We start from the raw sequence: 19,751 nt of genomic DNA, 5'->3' as shown, positions 1-19,751 counted from the left end.
CTATAATCGCATCATACTTACTTTTAGATAGTAACGTCAATTTATACGCTCTTATGTAGAAATATTCGCATAATAAAACTAACTGTTTTTTAACTTTAAGGGTTCTGGTATTCAAGACTCTACTGTCTATTTTTATGTTCAGTAAGTGGATGAGGAAAATACTTGTTAAGTGGATGTTTTCTTTTCTTCTATTTTTATTACTATAGAATATATTGGTAATTGTTTTTCAAACTATTTACTAAAAAAAACGATTTCCATTGTACTATATTCAAACTTACAGTAACGAGGCTTCAATCATTCATTTGTTTTTTATTATACAAACAAAATTTTAGGAACGAATAAAAGACTCCTACATAGTTGAACGTATTTTTTCTTATTTAACTTTTAGAAAGAAGGATAACAATGAAAACAAAAGCTATCGTTTCTAAACCCGAAAAAGATTTTAATATGCAAGAAGTATACTTAGACGAGATTAAAGACGATGAAGTATTAGTAAAAATTATCGCTTCTGATATATGTCATACAGATGCAACAGTTTTAGACGGGACAATGCCCACACCAAAACCAGTTGTTTTAGGACATGAAGGTTCTGGTATTGTGGAAAAAGTGGGAAGTAATGTAACATCTGTTACACCTGGTGACCATGTAGTACTCGGATTCTCTTACTGTGGTCATTGTGAAAATTGCTTAGATGGTAATGCTGCTGCTTGCGAAAATATGATTGAGTTAAACTTCTCTGGAAAAAACAAACGCCATGTAACACCTATACACGATCTTAACAATAATGATATTTCTCAATTCTTCGGCCAATCTTCATTCGCATACCATGCCGTAGTTGATGAAAATAATGTTGTAAAAGTAACAAAAGATGTTGATATACGTTTGTTAGGTCCACTTGGTTGCGGAATTATGACTGGTAGCGGTACAATCTTACATTCACTACAAGCAAAACCAGGTAGTAGCCTAGTTGTATTTGGAACTGGCGCTGTTGGTCTTAGTGGCTTAATGGCAGCTAAAATTGCTGGATGTACTACAATCATTGCCGTTGATATTCATGATAGTCGTTTAGAATTAGCAAAACAATTAGGGGCTACACACACGATTAATAGCTTAATCAAAGATCCAGTTGCCAAAATTAAAGAAATTACAAACGGTGGAGCTCATTACTCATTTGAAACAACTGGCGTAAATACTGTTACACTTCAATCCATTCAATGTTTACGAGTAAAAGGGACTATGGCAACTGTTGCTGTCGGTAAAAAAGATTTAACTATAAACGTAACAAATGAAATTGTCGTAAAAGCTATTACAATTAAAGGAGTAGTTGAAGGTGATGCAGTGCCACAACTATTCATTCCAAAATTAATTAATTTCTATCAAAAAGGATTATTCCCATTCGATACATTTGTACAATTCTATTCTTTTGAAGAAATCGCTCAAGCATTTGAAGATTCTAAAACAGGGAAAACGATTAAGCCGATTATCGTAATGGAGTAACATCTGTTTGCTTTCTCTTGATAACTAACATAAAAAAAGCCGTGCAAAAGCACGGTTTTTTCCCCATATACGTACATCAGCCTCGCCATTTATATTCTTTCGTGATTGATTTCTTATTCCACATCGCCTAGTCTCCATCTCTGTCATTGCTCTAAAGAAGATAGGGAACAAATTCGTTTCCAACATGCAAACAACAAGCATTACGATAATAATTGCATATCTAACACATTGTTTTTTCTATTTATCCGTTCATCCCCATGAAAAAAGGAGCTGTCACATAGTCGAATTATCGACTATATGACACTCCTTTTTAGTTGACCGTATATGGCTAAAAATTCATTTATCTCTTTAATATAAAGAATATAAACAATTATTATCTCTTCACATATAAAAAATTCCTTAGCAGTAGAAGTGAGAATGGTTCAGTATTCTTCTAAAAATAATAACTTATAAACCTAAAACAATGAAAGCCCTACCTCTCTTTCATCCTTACGGCTCCTCGTCCGTGCCAGTGTGAATCAGGATTGCAAAAATCAAGTAACTATTCTATCGAAGTGTTTAATTAAACTTCGAATATTCGTAAAGAATTTAAAAAATAAAAATGGATTTGATTGTAGTAATAACAAAAGAGGTTAATGCTCTAAAAGTGGTTTGAAAGAATTGAATGTCTTTGAAATGATTAATTCTCTATAATTATGTTCCCAAAAAATTCAAAACCTTTTTTGGGATCTAATACATTATTTGTAATGAATCTTAACAAAAGCTTTTTATTTGACTTTCTGTGATACCCTCAATTAATCCCAGTTCACTAATCAAAAATTCGTGTGCGTTATCTAACATTTTCTTTTCGCTTGCATTAAGTGCTTTTTCTTTCTGCATACGTAATAAATCACGTACAACTTCAGCACCTTCTTGTATTTTACCCGTCTTTATTTTATCAGTGTTCAATTTATACCTTTGTTTCCACGTAAGTAATCTATCAGATTCTCCATGTTGAAAAATATCCAATATGTGTGCTATTGCCGTTATATCCGTGACTGGTCGTATATTTGAGCTCAATATTCTCCCTGCCGGAATCATTACTTCCATATTACTACCCGACATTTTTATAACATAATATTGTTGTTTTTCTCCTGTGATTTCCTTCTCTTCTATGGCTTTAATTATACCTGCTCCCTGCATTGGATAAACAATGTTATCGCCAATTTGAAACAAATAATCCACCTCCATATATGGTAACCTTCTCAATCTTAACACACAATCATTTTTTTAGCAAAATTTTTATTTTATCATAAAATTATTTTTAATGTCAATCCTTTCGAACTAAGAAAATAATTTCGTAAAATATCATTAAAAACCCGCAATCTTATTAACTTTTCCGCACATATATACATTCTAATTTCGCCTTCTCTTTTTACATAAAAACACATTACTACATATAAATAGTAATGTGTTTTTTATACGGAATCGTTAAACATTCCCTATTAATTTCACGCCTATACACTTACCTGCTTACGTACTGTCTCTCTCGCTAAAAGAAAACTCATAATCACTTGCGCAGCTACTCGACTCGTCATATCTCTGAAATCAAGGGTTGGATCAATTTCTACTATATCCATCCCTTGAACGAGCGGTTCTTTACCAAGAAATTCAATCGCATCAAGTAAAGTCGTACTATCCATACCGCCAGGACCAATTGCTGGACAACCTGGTGCAAATGCTTGATCTAGTACATCCATATCAAGAGAAATATAAATAGAAGTCACGCCTTGCTTTCTTAATACTTCAATACTTTCTGTGATAATATCTTTGATTTGTCGCTCTCGTACATCTTTCATTGTATACACTGTCACGCCATGTTCTTTTGCATATTCATGGTACGCTCGTGCATTTGAAAAATTACGAATTCCGATTTGAACGAGTTGTTTTCCTGTAATGACATCATTTTCTAGTAAACTACGGAACGGTGTCCCATTTGATGGGCCACCATCATCTAAATTACGTAAATCATGATGGGCATCAAATTGAATAACGCCGACCTTCCCTTTACTATTTGCAAACCCTGTTATACTCGGAAAACTAATCGAATGGTCACCACCAAGAACGATTGGTATCATGTTCGGATTTACTTTCGTTACATGACCAACTGTTTTCGCAATTCGCCTATGACTTTCTTTTATATCCGTCACATGCATCGTAATATCGCCGCAATCATATAAGACACTTTCTTTCATATCATGTTCTTCTGTAATTGCGTACGTGCTATATGCATCTAACATTGCACGAATTGTTTTTGGTGCAAAACTTGCTCCTGAATGACTAATAGATGGTTTAGAAAGGGGTGCTCCAATTAAGGCAGCACCGAATATTTCCAAGCCTTCCTCCCAATCTTTAATCATCTCACTCCATTTCGTCACTTCACGATCGATAAACTTTGCATTTTTCTTTAAATAGTGGCCGTGCTCCACGATTGTTCACCTCTTGTATATGCGATATTACCATTTTTCCATACTGTATTTACATGACTTACGCCGTAATGATACGGTACGTAAGCATAATTGTAAGCATCCCATAAAACTAAATCTGCCTTGCGACCAACTCTAATTTTCCCAGCTACATCGCCACGATTAATTGCGTAAGAAGAGTTAACTGTTACTGCATTCCAAACTTCTTCTGGTGTCATTTTCAGCTTGAGCATTGCAATGCTCATAATAAGCTGAATGTTCTCAGTTGGACAACTACCTGGGTTAAAGTCTGTAGCCAAAGCAACTGCAACACCTTCATCAATCATTTTACGTCCACGAGCAAAGCTTTCTTTATTTAAATAGAAAGTTGTTCCTGGTAATAAAGTCGCTACTGTATTAGAGTTTGCAAGCATTTCAATTCCTTTATCAGAAGCGCCAACTAAATGGTCCGCTGATGCTGCACCAATTTCAGCCGCTGCTTCCGCGCCACCAAGAGGGTCAATTTCATCTGCATGAATTTTCACATCAAACCCAAGCTCTTTCGCTTTTAATAAAAACTCTTTTGACTCTTCAACAGAGAACACACCTGTTTCACAGAAAATATCAACGAATTCAGCTAATTGCTTCTCTTTCATTTCTGGCAGTAGGTCTAACATCCATTGTAAAAATTCTTTTGATCTACCTTTATACTCTTTCGGAACTGCATGAGCACCTAAAAATGTGGAAACTAAATCAATCGAGTGCTCTTTTTGTAATTGTGCAGTTGCCTCTAATTGTTTCCATTCCGTCTCATCATCTAATCCGTAACCACTCTTCGCTTCTACAGTTGTAACTCCGAAAGATAGCATACGGTCTAAATGGAATTTCGCTTTTTGAACAAGTTCTTCTTTCGACGCCTTTTTCGTTGCATTTACAGTTGAAAGAATACCTCCGCCTTTTTCTAAAATTTCTAAGTACGGAACTCCTTGTAATTTTAGTGCGATTTCATTTTCACGAGATCCACCAAATACAAGGTGAGTATGCGGATCAACAAGACCAGGAGAAACCATTTTCCCGCCGCAATCAATAACTTCTTTCGCTTGTAATCCTTTAGCTTCTTCCACTGTTCCAACGAAAGTAATTACGCCGTTTTCAATTCCAACCACACCATTTTCGATAACAGGAAGCGTGTTCATCGCTTCCCGTCTTAACAAACCATCTTCTTGATCCATTGTTAGTAATTGACCGATATTTATTAGTAAAGTGTCCAGCATGTTTTCTCCTCCTTATTTCATCATCGGAATGTTAACGCCTTTTTCTTTCGCAGTTTCTACAGCTAAGTCATACCCTGCATCAACGTGACGAACAACACCCATACCAGGGTCAGAAGTTAATACGCGCTCAATACGTTTTGCTGCTGCTTCTGTTCCATCTGCAACGATAACCATTCCAGCGTGAAGTGAATAACCCATACCAACGCCACCACCGTGGTGAACAGATACCCAGCTCGCACCGTTTACACTATTAATTAATGCATTTAAAATTGGCCAGTCTGCTACTGCATCACTACCGTCTTTCATCGCTTCTGTTTCACGGTTTGGAGATGCTACTGATCCGCAATCTAAATGGTCACGACCGATAACGATTGGTGCTGATAATTCACCATTTGCCACCATTTCATTAATAATGCGACCAAATTTCGCGCGCTCACCGTAACCTAACCAACAAATACGAGATGGAAGACCTTGGAACTCAACTTGCTGACGAGCCATACGAATCCAGTTACATAAATGCTCATTATCCGCAAACTCACGTAATATTACTTCGTCTGTTTTATAAATATCTTCTGGATCACCAGAAAGTGCTACCCAGCGGAATGGTCCTTTTCCTTCGCAGAATAATGGACGGATAAATGCTGGAACGAATCCTGGGAAATCGAATGCATTTTTCAAACCTTCATCGAAAGCAACTTGGCGAATGTTATTTCCGTAATCAAATGTAATTGCGCCTTTTTCTTGCATAGCAAGCATTGCTTCTACATGTTTTGTCATGCTTTCTTTTGATAATTGTACGTAACGTTCTGGATCTTCTTCACGAAGTTTCGCTGCTTCTTCTAATGTGAAACCTACTGGAATATAACCGTTTAATGGATCATGAGCAGATGTTTGATCCGTAACTAAATCTGGCGTAATATTGCGCTTCACTAGTTCTGGTAAAATCTCTGCCGCATTTCCTAATAAACCAATTGAAATTGGTTCTTTCTTCTCTTTATACTCGTTCGCAACCGTTAATGCTTCTTCTAATGATTCTGTATACATATCACAGTATCTCTTTTCAATACGACGATCGATGCTGCGCTTATCAACATCAATAGCAATGACAACACCGCCGTTCATCGTTACAGCAAGAGGTTGTGCACCACCCATACCACCTAAGCCGGCAGTAAGTGTTAATGTACCTTTTAATGAACCATCGAAATGTTGACGTGCCGCTTCGCCAAACGTTTCATATGTTCCTTGTAAAATACCTTGTGTTCCAATGTAAATCCAGCTACCTGCTGTCATTTGTCCGTACATCATAAGACCTTTTTTCTCTAGTTCACGGAAGTGATCCCAGTTCGCCCATTTTGGTACTAAGTTTGAGTTCGCTAAAAGAACGCGAGGTGCATCTTCATGCGATTTAAAAATTGCAACTGGTTTTCCTGATTGAACAAGTAATGTTTCATCGCTTTCTAACGTTTTTAATGAATCTACAATCGCATGGTAGCTTTCCCAGTTACGAGCTGCACGGCCAATTCCGCCATATACAACTAATTCTTCTGGTTTTTCAGCAACTTCAGGATCTAAATTGTTCATTAACATACGAAGTGCAGCTTCTTGAACCCACCCTTTCGTTTGTAATTCAGTACCTCTTGGCGCGCGAATTGTTTGTTTAACTTTTTCCATTTCAATCTCTCCCTTTTCTCATTTTATAGTGCCGCGTTTACATCTAATCTTTCTTTTATCGAATAATTCGTTTTTAACCAGTGCGTAATATTTTCAATATCCGTTGAGAATATGCGATCATTTGTAATAGAAGGTACTTGTTGACGGCCTTGATGGTAGAAGCTCTTCGTCACTGTACTCATGTTTTCAATACCGCGATATTCTGCTGCTTGCATCGCACAAATCATCTCAATTGAAAGAACACGTCTTACATTTTGAATAATTTGATGTGCATGGCGTGAAGCGATTGTTCCCATACTTACGTGATCTTCTTGGTTAGCTGATGACGGGATTGAATCAACACTCGCTGGATGTGCTAACGTTTTATTTTCAGAAACAAGTGACGCTGCAGCGTATTGCATAATCATTGCACCAGACTGAAGTCCTGGTTCTGGACTTAAAAATGGAGGTAAATCATTTAATTGCGGATTTACTAAACGCTCGATACGACGCTCTGAAATATTTGCAAGTTCCGCCATTCCTACTTTTAAGAAGTCCATCGCAAACGCAATCGGTTGACCATGGAAATTCCCACCCGAAATTACTTTTTCTCCGCCATCAAAGATTAGCGGATTATCTGTTGCTGCATTCATTTCAATTTCTAATTTTTCTTTCACATAATTTAAAACTTGCCAAGAAGCACCGTGTACTTGCGGGATACAACGAAGTGAATATGCATCCTGTACTCGTAGTTCTCCTTGTTTTGTTGTTAATTTACTATCATGAAGGATGTCACGAATTCTGCTCGCTACTTCCACTTGCTCTTTATAACCACGTGCCTTATGAACATTTTCATCAAATGCATCAATAATGCCTTGTAATCCTTCAATTGTCATCGAAGCAATGAATTCAGCTTGATACGCCATTGCTTCTGCTTCTATATAAGAAAGAACTCCTTGCGCTGTCATCGCCTGCGTACCATTGATTAATGCAAGCCCTTCTTTCGCTTCAAGTTCAATCGGTTCAAGCCCTTCTTCTGTAAGAGCAACCATCGCATGAACACGTTTCCCCTTATAGAACACTTCACCTTCGCCTAATAATACAAGCGCAAGATGAGATAAAGGTGCTAAATCGCCACTCGCACCAAGTGACCCTTGTTGCGGAACGACTGGGTGAATTTTACGATTTACAAACTCAAGAAGCATATTTACAACAAGTGGTCTAACACCAGATACTCCTTTAAGCATCGTGTTCGCTCGTAAAATTAACATACCGCGTGATACTTCTTCAGGGAATGGATCACCTATACCGCATGCATGTGACTGAATTAAATTGTGTTGAAGTGCCTTTACATCATCTTTTTGAATAAGCACATCACTGAACTTTCCAAATCCAGTTGTAATACCGTAAACGACTTTTCCGTCCTCTACAATTTTCTCAACAACTTCGCGGCACTCCGCCACCTTTTGCATACTATTTGGACAAGCTGTTACACCTTCCCCTTCAAGTAACAACCTCTTCATTTCTTCAATTGTCAATGTGTGTCCTGTTAACGTAATCATTCTTTTTCCTCCTTAAAAAGGCAAAAGGGGACCTTATCTTTTTAAGACAGACTTCTGTCCTAAAAAAGTAAGGCCCCCTTCTAACTAATAGACTATGGGCAAATCATATGTGATTAATTCCTAAACCAATCGCCTCATGCTCAGATCCTTTTACAGGTGCACCAATCGTTCCATATAATGCAACAGCAACCCATTCGCCTTCTTTTTTTCCGTCGTATGGTCTACCGCGCACAATTGCAAAGCGAAGTCCTACTGTACGAAGAACGTCTGCTAACTGAATTTGACCTCTCGTCACTCCGTACAAAGCTTCCATAATTGCATGATAAAGTGCATGTGTTTCTCTGTAAACATCTGTTTCAATAACTTGGGTGCTCTTAGCCGCTGTTTCCATTGCTGCTACAACTTTTTGCGAATTCATCGAACCCACTTTCCCCGTACAATACTTCCAACCTTTTGGAATAGATAATACAGGGCTTTCATTCTCATCCGCAAGTGCCAACAACATGGCCATACGACCAATTCGATGTGTTCCTTGAAGAAGCATGTGACTCTCTCATTTCTTTTAATTATTTGAATATTTCTTAATTTAAGAATATATGAAAACGGTTAAATCGTCAATAGTTTAAACTCACATTCGAACAATTTTTTCATCCCCTCCATTTGTGTACACAAATTATTTACACGAATTTTTCAGGCGTGCTATAGTCTCACTAACAGATGCAAAGGGGCGATATTTCAATGACGAAGCGAAAAGATATTCATTTTCGAATTGAAGAAAAATTACTTGAAAGGTTTGAATCTGCACTCCATTACGAAGGTTTAAAGAAAACCGACGTATTAACACACGCGATTCAGCAATTTTGTACGAAAGTGGAATGCGAAAAGATGAATGATGTAAAACGCCAATACAACGTAAGCAACCATTTACAAACACGTATCGATACGCATAAACATTACGAAGAAAAACAAGTAAATTTAGATGAACTCGTCATGGAACATTTACAACTTCAAGGAGAAGAAAAAATATTAGAGGTTGGGTGTGCTAATGGAAATTTTCTTTCCTTTTTACAAACTAACGGTCATAAAGGCCAACTAACCGGTTTTGATCAATCAAAAACGATGCTTTCTGAAGCTGCAATAAAGAATAGCATAATTGAATGGAAACTAGGTGATGCTGGTAAACTCCCTTTTGAAGCTAATTGCTATGACTGGGTCATCGCAAGACATATGTTATATCACATGAAAGATGTCGAAAAAACAGTTCAAGGATTCCATAAAGTAATTCGTCCCGGAGGCTCACTTTTAGCCACAACAAATTCTGACGTTACATTACCTCATATAGTTGAAATGTGTAACCGCATGTTAGACGCATTTGATTTACCGAAAACAACATCATCAGTCACTCCATTTTGTTTAGAAAATGGTAAAGAGATATTACAGTCTGTTTTTCCAACTGTTGAAGAAACAGTTATTCATAATGCTCTCGTTTTTCATCATGCTACTCCGATTGTAAGCTATATTTCTAGCATGTTTCCATCGCTAAATATACCTGATAGTACATATCTTCACGCCGAAATGAAGGAATGGCTAAAAAAAGAAGTAGAAAATGAATTGTCACTTCATAACGGTATATGGCGCGACCCGAAAACGTTAGCCATTTATCGATGTCAAAAAGAAAAAAGCTAGCAAATGCTAGCTTTTATACATTCTCATGTAAAAGTTTGTCCATCATCATATTGCCCTTTCCGCCATAAAAATTTATATTATGTTCGTTCGCTACTCCAAAATAAGAAGCAACTGCTATTCCGAATGGTACGAAAGCATGTCCTTGTGCAGTAATAATATTTGAGTGTTGTACAACTTCTTTATATACAAAATTTTCTACTGGAAAACAATCTAACTTTTGATAATCTATAGTCGCTGTATAAGAAATCCCTTTAAATAAACCTGCTCTTGCTAACGCATACGGTCCAGCACAAATCGCAGCTACTAATTTTTCTTTTTCAGAAAATTGGCGAATGACTGAAAAGAGAATATCTGCGTCTTTCATATGTACTTCGTCTCCCCCTGGAATGATAATCCCCTCATATTCATCTACACGCACTTCACTTAATTCTATATGCGGTTGTACTTGCAAGCCTGTTTCACTTATAATCAACCCTTTTGTTAATCCCGCAGTAATGATTTCATATTTCTTTTTCAGCAATGCTGTTGCTACTGTAATTTCAAACTCCGCAAATGTTGGGTATACGAATAATAATATTTTTTTCATAGTCCTTTCTCCTTTAACCAGCCCATAAAATATGCTTCTAACTCATCCACTGTTAATGTATTCGTGTCCACATAAGTTACAGGAAATTGTTTATACCATTCTTTTTCAGTTTCTACTAATTTAAATTGTTCTTCGAATGTACTTCGATTTCTTGCCCCGTCATTATTTTTTCTATCATATAAATTTTCTTTCGAAACATCTAAATAAAAAATTGCATCCGAACAGCATTCTCTTAATTTATACAATTCATCTTTTAATTCTGTTTCTATATCCCACTCTTTCCCTATCACTTTCGGATAAAAGAGTGTATAAAATTCAATATCTTCTGGTCCGCGATCAAAAATCACGACTGAATCTTTCACATTTTGAAACTCCTTTATTTTTGCTTCAATAAACATTTTTTGATTTATAATAAATCCTTCTTTTGAATTCATATCCAAATTTAATTGTTTTCGCTTTTCTACAATTGGATATGGATTTTCATATATAACTGAAAGCCCACATCTCTCTAACCTTTTAGTCAATGTTGTTTTTCCGCTTGCCATCGATCCTTGGAGTGAAATTACATATGCCATTCCTCTCATTCCCTTGCATTTTAGTATATCTATAATATACAGAATTTTAAAAACCATCAACAGAATATATATCATCTTGTTTCTTATTCTTATCTAACTTATAATAAAAATAGAGATTATGACGGACGCATCAATAATGTAAGCTTGGAAATCCAAGCTTACATTATTTTTTGCTTTCCCTTTTCTAATAAAAAGAGTATACTAGTTTAGAACGTATGTTCTTAATGATTACATACAGTAAGGAGATAGAACAATGGTATACGACACAAAAGCAATTTCTTGGAATGAGTCTTTAAAACAACTTCAACGCCGCTATACAAACAAACAAGTTGATCGAAAAGAATTTGAAGATATTGAACTGATGGAATTCTTCCGCGATAACGACTACATTTCTTTACCTACACATATAAGCGGCCTATCAACAGTACGTTTTACTTCTTACTCTATTTTCACAACTGAAGATAAAGATCGTAAAGTTGGCACATTAATCATTGAATATGTAGAAGATGATAATAATAATTTATGTGTTGAACAACTATACTTTGTTTAAATGATAACGCTTGGTCAAAATGACCAAGCGTTCTTGCTTTCTATGAATCTCACTGTTTATAATATGAATAAAAGAAAACCGCAATCATTAAGGGGGGATAAGCTTGCTCGAAGGATGGTTCAGTTGGTTCATAGTGCTATGGACTGTTATTTTATTAGGACTTATGTCTATCGGTGGATACTTTATGTTCAGAAAATTCCTAAAACGATTACCTAAAGAAGATGGTATGTCCATTTTAGATTGGGAAGAGCACTATATTAATAAAACTAGACATTTATGGGATGAAGAACAAAAACAATTGTTAGAAGAGCTCGTAAGTCCTGTTCCAGAACTATTTCGCGATGTCGCTAAATCAAAAATTGCTGGCAAAATTGGAGAACTGGCATTACAAGAAAAAGCCTCTCAAATTACACAAGATTTAATTATTAAAGGATATATTATTGCTACACCAAAACGCGACCATAAATTTTTAGTTAAGAAACTACAAGAAAAAGAGATTGATTATTCAAACTATAAGTCTTTACTCGCAAAATAACTTCACATTATTTTCAATAAAAAAGACAGCGCCTTTGACGCTGTCTTTTTATTTTATACATATACAGTTTTTAAGTTAGTTTCATATCTTTTTCATTATAAAAACCATCTTCTTTTTCCATTTCCTTCTGTAATTTCGTAAAGGAACGGTACATAGCAATTCTCCATGACACAATCATCGCGAACGCCAGTAAGAAGAACATGCCACTAAGTTGTCCTAAATCAAGAGATTGACTTAAGTATGTTTTAAATACAATCCGCACGACAAGTAATCCAATTAATATAAAAACAAATGCTTTTGAACGCTTCAAATAAATCTCTTGTCCTCTAATTTCAAATTTAGATGTTTTAATAAGAAAAATAGAGAAAAACAAACCGACGCCAATTGCTTCTAACATTTCTGCTGGAGTTAATCGAAATTCAGGAAAAACAAACATCAACGCTCCCGTGCTCATAAAAAATGGTGGAAGTATAATTTTTTTCAATGTTGCCGGTTTCTTAGCTGCTTTTAAACGAATAAACATCGCACCAACAGCCATACAAACAGCAACGATACTGGATAAAACAACTATGTTCATATTTTCTCATCCTTTTTTGTGGCTATATGCAAAATATACTTTCATTATATGCTTTTCCGTTAGTATTTCCAACATTTTCACAGAATAATACTAAAAACCGGTAAAACCACCAAATAAACTTGAGAAATATACGATAATTTTCGTCATCCAGTTGAAATATAGGAAGATACCCATGACAATCATAACATATCCTCCAATCTTCATGAATTTCATACTATTTCTTTTAATCCAAGACATTTTCGTAATAAAGAATGATAGTACGAAAAATGGGATAGCAAACCCAAGTATGTATGCTATCATATAAATCATTGCTGATTCTGGATTTGTTGCAGCTAATCCAATTACAGACACTAAAATAGGTCCAGTACATGGTGTCCACCCTGCAGCAAAGGCCAACCCAATTAGAACGGATCCCAAATAGCCACTCGGACGATTTTTAAACGTAAATTTACGGTCTTGCATTAAAAACTTTGGCTTAAACACACCGACAATAATAAGACCGAACACGATGATAAATATACCACCTAACTGTCTAATTAAATCTTTATAATTTGTAAAGATGCCTCCAATAAAACTTGTACCAAATCCAATTGCAATAAATATAATTGAAAATCCAAGTAAGAAAAACGCTGTATGTATCATACTTCTTTTGCGAAGCATTGCATTTTCTTCTTTCAACTCAGAAACCGACATACCTGTTATGTACGATAAAAATGCCGGATAAAGCGGTAAGCAACATGGGGAAATAAATGATAAAAATCCAGCGCCAAACGCTAAAAAAATACTAATATCTTGCATGATTCCACTCCTCTCCTTACATATTGTAGCAAAAACACATAAAAATACTATGAACAATTCGTGAACTCACTTTAACAACGTGATAATAAGAAAAACTCCCCTTACAAACAATTTCTAATAAAACGTTTTCATTTCCTTCTATTATATAGAACAATCTTAATTGGACTAAGAAACTTCTCTAATTGTTATTAACATAACAAAGGTAACATAGTTTCTCAAATGATTAGCACACTATAATGGACTACCCTTCTATATCCCTAAAAAATATTTTTTTCAAATGCTGTCTTTATACAATACGAAGCTGATTTTACAATACTTTTATTATTACTAATTTCAAGATTATGCATAAATATCATACTTTTATTATTATTCTATAAAATGTCACACTTTTCTTTTATTTGACCCTTTATTTTTAATTTTGTATACTTCCCTCTAGTTATATATGTCCGTTAGGAACAATTTCATATAGATGGGAGGAATTTTTCATGCTTCGTTATTCTCTTTTAGTTTTATTAGGAGCGTGTAGTTATGGGATTTTAGCTATTTTCGTTAAACTTGCCTATGCAGAAGGATTTTCACTTGGAGAGGTAATTGGCAGCCAATATTTGTTCGGTTGGATTATTTTGCTTGCTATTACTCTTCTATTTTCTAGACATCGTGTTCCATTAAAACAAGCGTTAATTTTATTCGTTGCAGGTACATCTGCAAGTTTTACTGGAATTTTTTATTATGCTTCATTAAAAACTGTACCAGCATCTATTGCAATTATACTTTTATTCCAATTCGTTTGGGTCGGAATTATTATTGAAGCAGTCGCAACAAAAACATTACCTTCAAGAGAAAAGGTTATTTCCGTTATTTTCTTACTTGCAGGTACATTTTTATCAAGTGGTTTACTAGAAAAATCAGCAGGTGATTTCGATATGACTGGAATCATACTAGGTTTATTATCTGCTGTTACATTCGCAACATACATTTTCGTGAGCGGAAAAGTTGCTGTTGAAGTACCTTCATTACCGCGCGGTGTTCTCTTAATGACTGGCGCTTTAACTTTAGTAATGATCGTATTCCCGCCAACATTTATTTTTAGCGGTGCAATTTCTGAAGGACTTTGGAAATACGGTTTAGGATTAGGAACATTTAGTATCGTCATTCCTTCTATCGCCTTTACAATCGGTATTCCAAAGATCGGTTCTGGCTTAGCGACTATTCTTGGTGCAGCAGAACTACCAGTTACAACAATTATGTCTGTATTCGTTTTAAAAGAAGCGGTGCTATCTTCACAATGGATCGGTGTATCACTTATTTTAATCGGTATTGCAATCCCGCAAATTGCCTATGCAATGCGTGGACGTTATCATAAACATCATACACACAAAAAATTGGCAGCATAAAACGAGAGAGGATTTTCATTTGAGAATCCTCTCTTTTCTTATTGTATAATTAATGTAAATACATTAATTAAGAAAGAAGGCATTATACGTGGCAGCAAATCTAGAGCAATTAACTGAGATGCTAATTTCTATTCGTCGAAATTTACATGAGCATCCAGAATTATCATACGAAGAATTTGAAACGACGAAGACTATAAAAAATTGGTTAGAAGAGAAAAACATTACGATTATAAATTCTAGTTTAGAAACAGGCGTTATTGCTGAAATTTCAGGGAATAATAGCGGACCAATTATAGCAATCCGTGCTGATATTGATGCCCTTCCTATTCAAGAAGAAACACATTTACCGTACGCTTCAAAAATTCCCGGTAAAATGCATGCTTGTGGGCATGATTTTCATACAGCTGCTATTATAGGTGCCGCTTATTTATTAAAAGAAAAAGAATCTTCTCTTAGCGGAACTGTACGCTTTATATTCCAACCAGCTGAAGAAAGTAGCAATGGTGCTCGCAAAGTAATTGAAGCCGGGCATTTACATGGCGTGCAAGCTATTTTCGGTATGCATAATAAACCTGATTTACCAGTAGGTACAATCGGTATTAAAGATGGTCCACTGATGGCCGGGGTCGATCGATTTGAAATTAAAATTCACGGAGTTGGTACACATGCAGCTGTACCTGATGCTGGGGTAGACCCTATTGTCGCGTCCTCTCAAATCGTGATGGCACTCCAAACAATTGTAAGCCGAAATATAAGCTCTTCACATAATGCCGTCGTCAGTGTCACAAACATCCATTCAGGAAATACGTGGAACGTAATTCCTGAAAAAGCAACGCTGGAAGGAACTGTACGTACATTCCAAACTGAAACACGTGAAAAGATTCCTGCACTAATGAAACGTATTATTCAAGGAGTTTCTGATGCATTAGGTGTAAAAACAGAATTTCGTTTTTATGCAGGTCCTCCTGCTGTTCATAACGATACATCTTTAACAAACTTATCCTCTCAAGTTGCTGAAAAAATGAATTTAAATATCATCTCTCCTACCCCGTCAATGGCCGGAGAAGATTTTTCTTTTTATCAACAAGAAATACCTGGTTCATTCGTTTTTATGGGAACGAGTGGTACACATGAATGGCATCATCCAGCTTTTACAGTAGATGAGCAAGCATTACCTATAAGTGCAGAATACTTCGCTTTGTTAGCTGAAAAAGCACTTAAACAATTTGCATAAAAAAGGAGCCGTTAAGAAATACTTAACGGCTCCTTTTTTTAAGTTAAATCGCGTTTTAAAAATACTGTATAGGAAATGCTTAAAAATACAAATAAATATAGTAATAACATACATGAAGCAAACGGGAATGTTACTCCATCAATAAAACTTCCATTCTTTGAAATACTGTATAAATCTGTGTTTGCTGGCAATAAATATTTCGCCCAATCATATCTAGTCGCTGCTAATAATGCAATATTTCCTGATAAAGCAAGAAATAGTGAAATACCAATCGCACCTCCACTAGATCTTGTTAATACAGAAATCATAAATGCAAACGCTGCGTACACAATCGTCGGCAACCACGATAAAATATAATACTTACTAGCTTCCACAAAAATATTTTGTTTTATAATATTTCCATCTTGGAAAATAAGCTCGCTCCATGCAGGCTGTTGGAATTTATAAATAACAAGTCCACATAAAGTGGAGAAAATCATATTAAATATAAACAATAACGCTGCAAATATCACAATTGCTAAAAATTTAGATGTCAAAATTTTAAATCGACTCGCTGGTCGTATCGTTAAAAATTTATATGTTCCCCAGCTATATTCATTCGCAAAAATTGTACTTGCATACACGAGGATAAATGGGAGCAATATTGGAAATACGATAAAACCTGTATCTCTCATGAAAGAAAGCGGAGAACTGCTTGCCGGTGCTGTATCTGTATCTAAATGCTTCATCTTAAGCTGATATTCCTTTACAAGCTCGTCCCCAGATCGTTCTGCTAATATAGCTTCTTTTTTCATACCTAGCTTTTTCTCTATTTCTACAGTTCGTTCTGTATAATCGACTTTCCATCCTTTTGTTTCCGGTTCTAAATACTTTACCGTAACCCACCCTAATCCAATTATTAATACTGCAATAACTGCAAAGGGAATAATCGTTCGCTTTCGCTTAAATATTTTATACAGTTCGTTATACACTAAATTAAACAATATCTTTTCCCCCTGTTAATTCTAAAAATTGCTCTTCTAACGTTTTTCTTTCTTCATATACACGATACACTTGAATATTTTTCTCAAGCAATATACGAATAACATTTGGGATTTCTTCATCTTTCACATGAATAAGTAGATCATTACCTTTTATTAAAACATCTTGGTCTAACATTTCTGCTGCTTTATTCGCATCATCTACACGTATACGGATTGTCTCCATCTCTTCTCTTTGATTATGCTGAATATTTTGCGTCGCCACATATTCTCCATGCTGAATAATGATAACTCTATCACACATTAATTCAACTTCTGAAAGTAAGTGACTAGATACAAGTACCGCTTTTCCTTGTTCATGTGCAATTTTCTTTATGTACATTCTCATTTCATGTATTCCACTAGGATCTAATCCATTCGTTGGTTCATCTAATATTAATACATCTGGATCGTGAATAAGCGCTTGAGCAATTCCTAAACGTTGTCTCATGCCGAGTGAATATGCTTTTACTTTTCGGTCAATTACTTGTCCCATCCCTAACAATTTCACTACTTCATCGATACGTTCTTCCGTCACGTTACCATTCATTCGTCCGAAATATGTTAAATTTTCATAGCCGCTCAAAAAAGGATAAAATTCCGGTGTCTCAATTACTGCTCCAATTTTCGCAGCAGTACTTTCAAATTGCTGTTTTACAGATTGACCGTCAATCCAAACTTCACCCTCTGTCATACGAATCATGCCGACCATCATTCTCATTAAAGTCGTTTTTCCAGCACCATTTGGTCCGAGCAAGCCAACTACTTCACCCTTTTTAACTTCGAAACTAATATTTTCTACAAGTGTCTTTGAACCGATTCGCTTCGTTAACCGCTCAACCTTTACAATTGATTGTTCATTTGTCATACTATACAACCTTTCCTTCCCATTCTTTGTCAGGTCTTTACACTGTAACATGATTATTTTTATGTGTAAAATAAGAAAAGGCATGATTTCTCATGCCTTTTCCTTAAATTAAAACGAATTTTCATCTTGTAAACTTTGAACAAATCGAAAACATTGCATCATCGATAATAGGACGACCACAATCATAATTATACTAACAACTACTATTGCATATATTGTAATCGGTGCACTATTTATCCCTTGTATTCCTGCTATTTTCATAAAGATAATCGTAAATAATTTCAAAAATAACATCCCATTCACTAATCCAAAAACAAACGCTGCTCCATAAATAAATAATTGCTCCTGACATAATAAACATAGTACGCCATTTCTCTTCCTACTCTCTGCTACATAAGATTTAATTTCCTCTTTCCTCACTTGCAGAAGAGAAAACGTTATTTTATATGTAGTAAAAATACAAATAAAAATGAATACAATAAACAGCATGTAAAAGCTCATTTGAAATAAAAGTGTAGTCTCTAATTTCCCAATAGCTCCTTCATTAAATTGGAGCGATATCATAAAAAATAAAATCATAGTACTCATAGCAACCCACATGAATTGCTTCATCCTTTTGGCAGCAAATGTTCTTATATTTTTTCTCACTAACTGACATAAAGACATATGTTCTTCCCCTACCTTACTTCATACCATACTCATTCTATACTACTAGTGTATAAAAATATGACATTTTAAACATCGCACTACAATCTGAATTTTTTCTAAGTCTTTAGTCCTAGAAAATAAAATGGAAAATAAATCATATTCAGAATATAATTGTAAAAAGGAGGGGGTTGCATGCGCATAAAATTAATATCAATCTTATTTTTATTATTTCTCACAAGTTGTAGCTCACTTAAAAACAATGAGATCGCCATTGTTGAGCCATACAAATTAACAGAAGAGCAATCTTCTATTTTACAAATGACTCCTTTTCAAGAAGGAGACAGCATGTTTTATAACGTTACCCTAAAAAATGAAAAAGATGAAATACATGCTACAATTGATTATTATCAAAATGGTAAAAAAACAAACGTAATTGCGAATATAGCTACCTCCCATTTTCAAAAAAAGAAAGTAAAGCTTTCTTTTTTACCACCTCAATCCCAACTCGATAAAGATGTACAAGTGCAAAAACATTGGTATGTTAATATTGAAGGTAGTTCCATGCTCGCTCCTGAAGAAGCACCTCCAATCATAAATAGCTCTACCTCTACTACTCTTCAATCTGCTATAAACTTAACATACAATCAAAAGACGACTTTAGCGGCTATAATAAAAACGAATAAAGAAACCGTAAGAATTCCAATGCTTGAGGAAAAAACTGCTATTGACCAACTATTACAAGAAAACGAACATGTTTATCTCTTTAGTATAGAACTAAAAAAAGAACACTAAAGCGGAAATGCAATTATATTGCATTTCCGCTTTAGTGTTTAACGAGGTGTACTTTTTAACAA

The 19,751-nt window shown here is 35.2% G+C and carries 21 protein-coding genes; 7 read left to right on the top strand and 14 right to left on the bottom strand.

Features of this window, described 5'->3' with window-relative positions; genetic code table 11:
• Positions 1 to 402: 402 nt before the first annotated feature.
• The gene (locus ACSG5Z_RS14365) at positions 403 to 1,497 is read left to right on the top strand and encodes an NAD(P)-dependent alcohol dehydrogenase (protein WP_435711626.1); all 1,095 of its coding nucleotides are present in this window, start codon (positions 403 to 405) and stop codon (positions 1,495 to 1,497) included.
• A 753-nt stretch (positions 1,498 to 2,250) separates the two neighbouring features.
• On the opposite strand, the gene ACSG5Z_RS14360 is transcribed toward ACSG5Z_RS14365, so the two are convergent.
• The 6 genes from ACSG5Z_RS14360 to hutP all read right to left on the bottom strand — a co-directional run bounded on the left by ACSG5Z_RS14360 (position 2,251) and on the right by hutP (position 8,971).
• Positions 2,251 to 2,712: a CarD family transcriptional regulator gene (locus ACSG5Z_RS14360; RefSeq protein ID WP_170771247.1), complete on the bottom strand. Its 462-nt coding sequence runs from the start codon at positions 2,710 to 2,712 to the stop codon at positions 2,251 to 2,253.
• Positions 2,713 to 2,993: 281 nt separating this feature from the next.
• Entirely contained in the window at positions 2,994 to 3,965 is a 972-nt protein-coding gene (hutG, locus tag ACSG5Z_RS14355) for a formimidoylglutamase (RefSeq protein ID WP_435711624.1), read from the bottom strand.
• The gene (gene hutI, locus ACSG5Z_RS14350; protein ID WP_075312265.1) at positions 3,944 to 5,215 is read right to left on the bottom strand and encodes an imidazolonepropionase; all 1,272 of its coding nucleotides are present in this window, start codon (positions 5,213 to 5,215) and stop codon (positions 3,944 to 3,946) included. Before hutI ends, hutG begins: the two co-directional genes overlap by 22 nt.
• Before the next feature lie 12 nt (positions 5,216 to 5,227).
• Positions 5,228 to 6,886: a urocanate hydratase gene (hutU, locus tag ACSG5Z_RS14345; protein WP_000416700.1), complete on the bottom strand. Its 1,659-nt coding sequence runs from the start codon at positions 6,884 to 6,886 to the stop codon at positions 5,228 to 5,230.
• A 23-nt stretch (positions 6,887 to 6,909) separates the two neighbouring features.
• Complete coding sequence (gene hutH / locus ACSG5Z_RS14340) at positions 6,910 to 8,427, bottom strand: histidine ammonia-lyase (protein WP_000631835.1); 1,518 nt, start codon at positions 8,425 to 8,427, stop codon at positions 6,910 to 6,912.
• 103 nt (positions 8,428 to 8,530) lie between these two features.
• Positions 8,531 to 8,971 carry a histidine utilization transcription antiterminator HutP gene (gene hutP, locus ACSG5Z_RS14335; RefSeq protein WP_000926520.1) on the bottom strand — a complete coding sequence of 147 codons (441 nt, stop codon included), beginning with the start codon at positions 8,969 to 8,971 and terminating at the stop codon, positions 8,531 to 8,533.
• 194 nt (positions 8,972 to 9,165) lie between these two features.
• On the opposite strand from hutP, the gene ACSG5Z_RS14330 reads away from it, so the two are divergent.
• Entirely contained in the window at positions 9,166 to 10,113 is a 948-nt protein-coding gene (locus tag ACSG5Z_RS14330; RefSeq protein WP_435711621.1) for a class I SAM-dependent methyltransferase, read from the top strand.
• A gap of 13 nt (positions 10,114 to 10,126) precedes the next feature.
• On the opposite strand, the gene ACSG5Z_RS14325 is transcribed toward ACSG5Z_RS14330, so the two are convergent.
• Together ACSG5Z_RS14325 and ACSG5Z_RS14320 are read right to left on the bottom strand one after the other, a co-directional pair.
• Positions 10,127 to 10,699 (bottom strand): DJ-1/PfpI family protein, encoded by a 573-nt coding sequence (locus tag ACSG5Z_RS14325; RefSeq protein WP_088122896.1) that lies wholly within the window; start codon positions 10,697 to 10,699, stop codon positions 10,127 to 10,129.
• Positions 10,696 to 11,283, bottom strand: a complete 588-nt coding sequence (locus ACSG5Z_RS14320) for an AAA family ATPase (protein ID WP_098857929.1) — start codon at positions 11,281 to 11,283, stop codon at positions 10,696 to 10,698. Before ACSG5Z_RS14320 ends, ACSG5Z_RS14325 begins: the two co-directional genes overlap by 4 nt.
• Before the next feature lie 244 nt (positions 11,284 to 11,527).
• Here ACSG5Z_RS14320 and ACSG5Z_RS14315 point away from each other — a divergent pair, with 244 nt between their 5' ends.
• Both ACSG5Z_RS14315 and ACSG5Z_RS14310 read left to right on the top strand, forming a co-directional pair.
• A complete protein-coding gene (locus ACSG5Z_RS14315) occupies positions 11,528 to 11,824 on the top strand; it encodes a hypothetical protein (RefSeq protein WP_000262405.1) in 297 nt (98 codons plus the stop codon).
• Positions 11,825 to 11,927: 103 nt separating this feature from the next.
• Positions 11,928 to 12,359, top strand: a complete 432-nt coding sequence (locus ACSG5Z_RS14310; RefSeq protein WP_000889390.1) for a DUF2621 domain-containing protein — start codon at positions 11,928 to 11,930, stop codon at positions 12,357 to 12,359.
• A gap of 70 nt (positions 12,360 to 12,429) precedes the next feature.
• Here the strand turns inward: ACSG5Z_RS14310 and ACSG5Z_RS14305 are convergent, their stop codons facing one another.
• The 3 genes from ACSG5Z_RS14305 to ACSG5Z_RS14295 all read right to left on the bottom strand — a co-directional run bounded on the left by ACSG5Z_RS14305 (position 12,430) and on the right by ACSG5Z_RS14295 (position 13,888).
• Entirely contained in the window at positions 12,430 to 12,936 is a 507-nt protein-coding gene (locus ACSG5Z_RS14305) for a CcdC family protein (RefSeq protein WP_001028637.1), read from the bottom strand.
• Positions 12,937 to 13,026: 90 nt separating this feature from the next.
• On the bottom strand, positions 13,027 to 13,734 hold the full coding sequence (ccdA, locus tag ACSG5Z_RS14300) for a cytochrome c-type biogenesis protein CcdA (protein WP_001152685.1): 708 nt from the start codon (positions 13,732 to 13,734) through the stop codon (positions 13,027 to 13,029).
• A gap of 16 nt (positions 13,735 to 13,750) precedes the next feature.
• Positions 13,751 to 13,888: a peptidase T gene (locus tag ACSG5Z_RS14295; RefSeq protein ID WP_098134745.1), complete on the bottom strand. Its 138-nt coding sequence runs from the start codon at positions 13,886 to 13,888 to the stop codon at positions 13,751 to 13,753.
• A gap of 331 nt (positions 13,889 to 14,219) precedes the next feature.
• On the opposite strand from ACSG5Z_RS14295, the gene ACSG5Z_RS14290 reads away from it, so the two are divergent.
• The gene (locus ACSG5Z_RS14290) at positions 14,220 to 15,128 is read left to right on the top strand and encodes an EamA family transporter (protein ID WP_087982059.1); all 909 of its coding nucleotides are present in this window, start codon (positions 14,220 to 14,222) and stop codon (positions 15,126 to 15,128) included.
• Positions 15,129 to 15,216: 88 nt separating this feature from the next.
• A complete protein-coding gene (locus ACSG5Z_RS14285) occupies positions 15,217 to 16,362 on the top strand; it encodes a M20 peptidase aminoacylase family protein (RefSeq protein ID WP_048544151.1) in 1,146 nt (381 codons plus the stop codon).
• A 38-nt stretch (positions 16,363 to 16,400) separates the two neighbouring features.
• Here ACSG5Z_RS14285 and ACSG5Z_RS14280 read toward each other — a convergent pair whose 3' ends face one another.
• The 3 genes from ACSG5Z_RS14280 to ACSG5Z_RS14270 all read right to left on the bottom strand — a co-directional run bounded on the left by ACSG5Z_RS14280 (position 16,401) and on the right by ACSG5Z_RS14270 (position 18,915).
• Complete coding sequence (locus ACSG5Z_RS14280) at positions 16,401 to 17,345, bottom strand: ABC transporter permease (RefSeq protein WP_435711617.1); 945 nt, start codon at positions 17,343 to 17,345, stop codon at positions 16,401 to 16,403.
• Positions 17,338 to 18,249: an ABC transporter ATP-binding protein gene (locus tag ACSG5Z_RS14275; RefSeq protein ID WP_000180637.1), complete on the bottom strand. Its 912-nt coding sequence runs from the start codon at positions 18,247 to 18,249 to the stop codon at positions 17,338 to 17,340. Before ACSG5Z_RS14275 ends, ACSG5Z_RS14280 begins: the two co-directional genes overlap by 8 nt.
• A 108-nt stretch (positions 18,250 to 18,357) precedes the next feature.
• Positions 18,358 to 18,915 carry an ABC transporter permease gene (locus ACSG5Z_RS14270; protein WP_087982051.1) on the bottom strand — a complete coding sequence of 186 codons (558 nt, stop codon included), beginning with the start codon at positions 18,913 to 18,915 and terminating at the stop codon, positions 18,358 to 18,360.
• Between the two features lie 174 nt (positions 18,916 to 19,089).
• Between ACSG5Z_RS14270 and ACSG5Z_RS14265 the strand changes: the two genes are divergently transcribed.
• Positions 19,090 to 19,689, top strand: coding sequence for a YgaN family protein (locus tag ACSG5Z_RS14265; protein WP_137012036.1), 600 nt, complete (start codon positions 19,090 to 19,092; stop codon positions 19,687 to 19,689).
• Positions 19,690 to 19,751: the final 62 nt, after the last annotated feature.

Source organism: Bacillus pretiosus (genome assembly GCF_051294775.1).
GTDB classification, from domain to species: Bacteria; Bacillota; Bacilli; order Bacillales; family Bacillaceae_G; genus Bacillus_A; species Bacillus_A wiedmannii.
This window is presented reverse-complemented; position numbering and strand designations above follow the sequence as displayed.

Bases quoted from the DNA above. Each gene is read 5' to 3' on its own strand.
- ACSG5Z_RS14320 (WP_098857929.1), bottom strand. From the start codon at position 11,283: ATGAGAGGAATGGCATATGTAATTTCACTCCAAGGATCGATGGCAAGC.
- hutH (WP_000631835.1), bottom strand. From the start codon at position 8,427: ATGATTACGTTAACAGGACACACATTGACAATTGAAGAAATGAAGAGG.
- ACSG5Z_RS14305 (WP_001028637.1), bottom strand. From the start codon at position 12,936: ATGAACATAGTTGTTTTATCCAGTATCGTTGCTGTTTGTATGGCTGTT.
- ACSG5Z_RS14265 (WP_137012036.1), top strand. From the start codon at position 19,090: ATGCGCATAAAATTAATATCAATCTTATTTTTATTATTTCTCACAAGT.
- ACSG5Z_RS14270 (WP_087982051.1), bottom strand. From the start codon at position 18,915: ATGTCTTTATGTCAGTTAGTGAGAAAAAATATAAGAACATTTGCTGCC.
- ACSG5Z_RS14330 (WP_435711621.1), top strand. From the start codon at position 9,166: ATGACGAAGCGAAAAGATATTCATTTTCGAATTGAAGAAAAATTACTT.
- ACSG5Z_RS14365 (WP_435711626.1), top strand. From the start codon at position 403: ATGAAAACAAAAGCTATCGTTTCTAAACCCGAAAAAGATTTTAATATG.
- hutU (WP_000416700.1), bottom strand. From the start codon at position 6,886: ATGGAAAAAGTTAAACAAACAATTCGCGCGCCAAGAGGTACTGAATTA.
- ACSG5Z_RS14275 (WP_000180637.1), bottom strand. From the start codon at position 18,249: ATGACAAATGAACAATCAATTGTAAAGGTTGAGCGGTTAACGAAGCGA.
- ACSG5Z_RS14290 (WP_087982059.1), top strand. From the start codon at position 14,220: ATGCTTCGTTATTCTCTTTTAGTTTTATTAGGAGCGTGTAGTTATGGG.
- hutI (WP_075312265.1), bottom strand. From the start codon at position 5,215: ATGCTGGACACTTTACTAATAAATATCGGTCAATTACTAACAATGGAT.
- ccdA (WP_001152685.1), bottom strand. From the start codon at position 13,734: ATGCAAGATATTAGTATTTTTTTAGCGTTTGGCGCTGGATTTTTATCA.
- ACSG5Z_RS14315 (WP_000262405.1), top strand. From the start codon at position 11,528: ATGGTATACGACACAAAAGCAATTTCTTGGAATGAGTCTTTAAAACAA.
- ACSG5Z_RS14325 (WP_088122896.1), bottom strand. From the start codon at position 10,699: ATGAAAAAAATATTATTATTCGTATACCCAACATTTGCGGAGTTTGAA.
- hutP (WP_000926520.1), bottom strand. From the start codon at position 8,971: ATGCTTCTTCAAGGAACACATCGAATTGGTCGTATGGCCATGTTGTTG.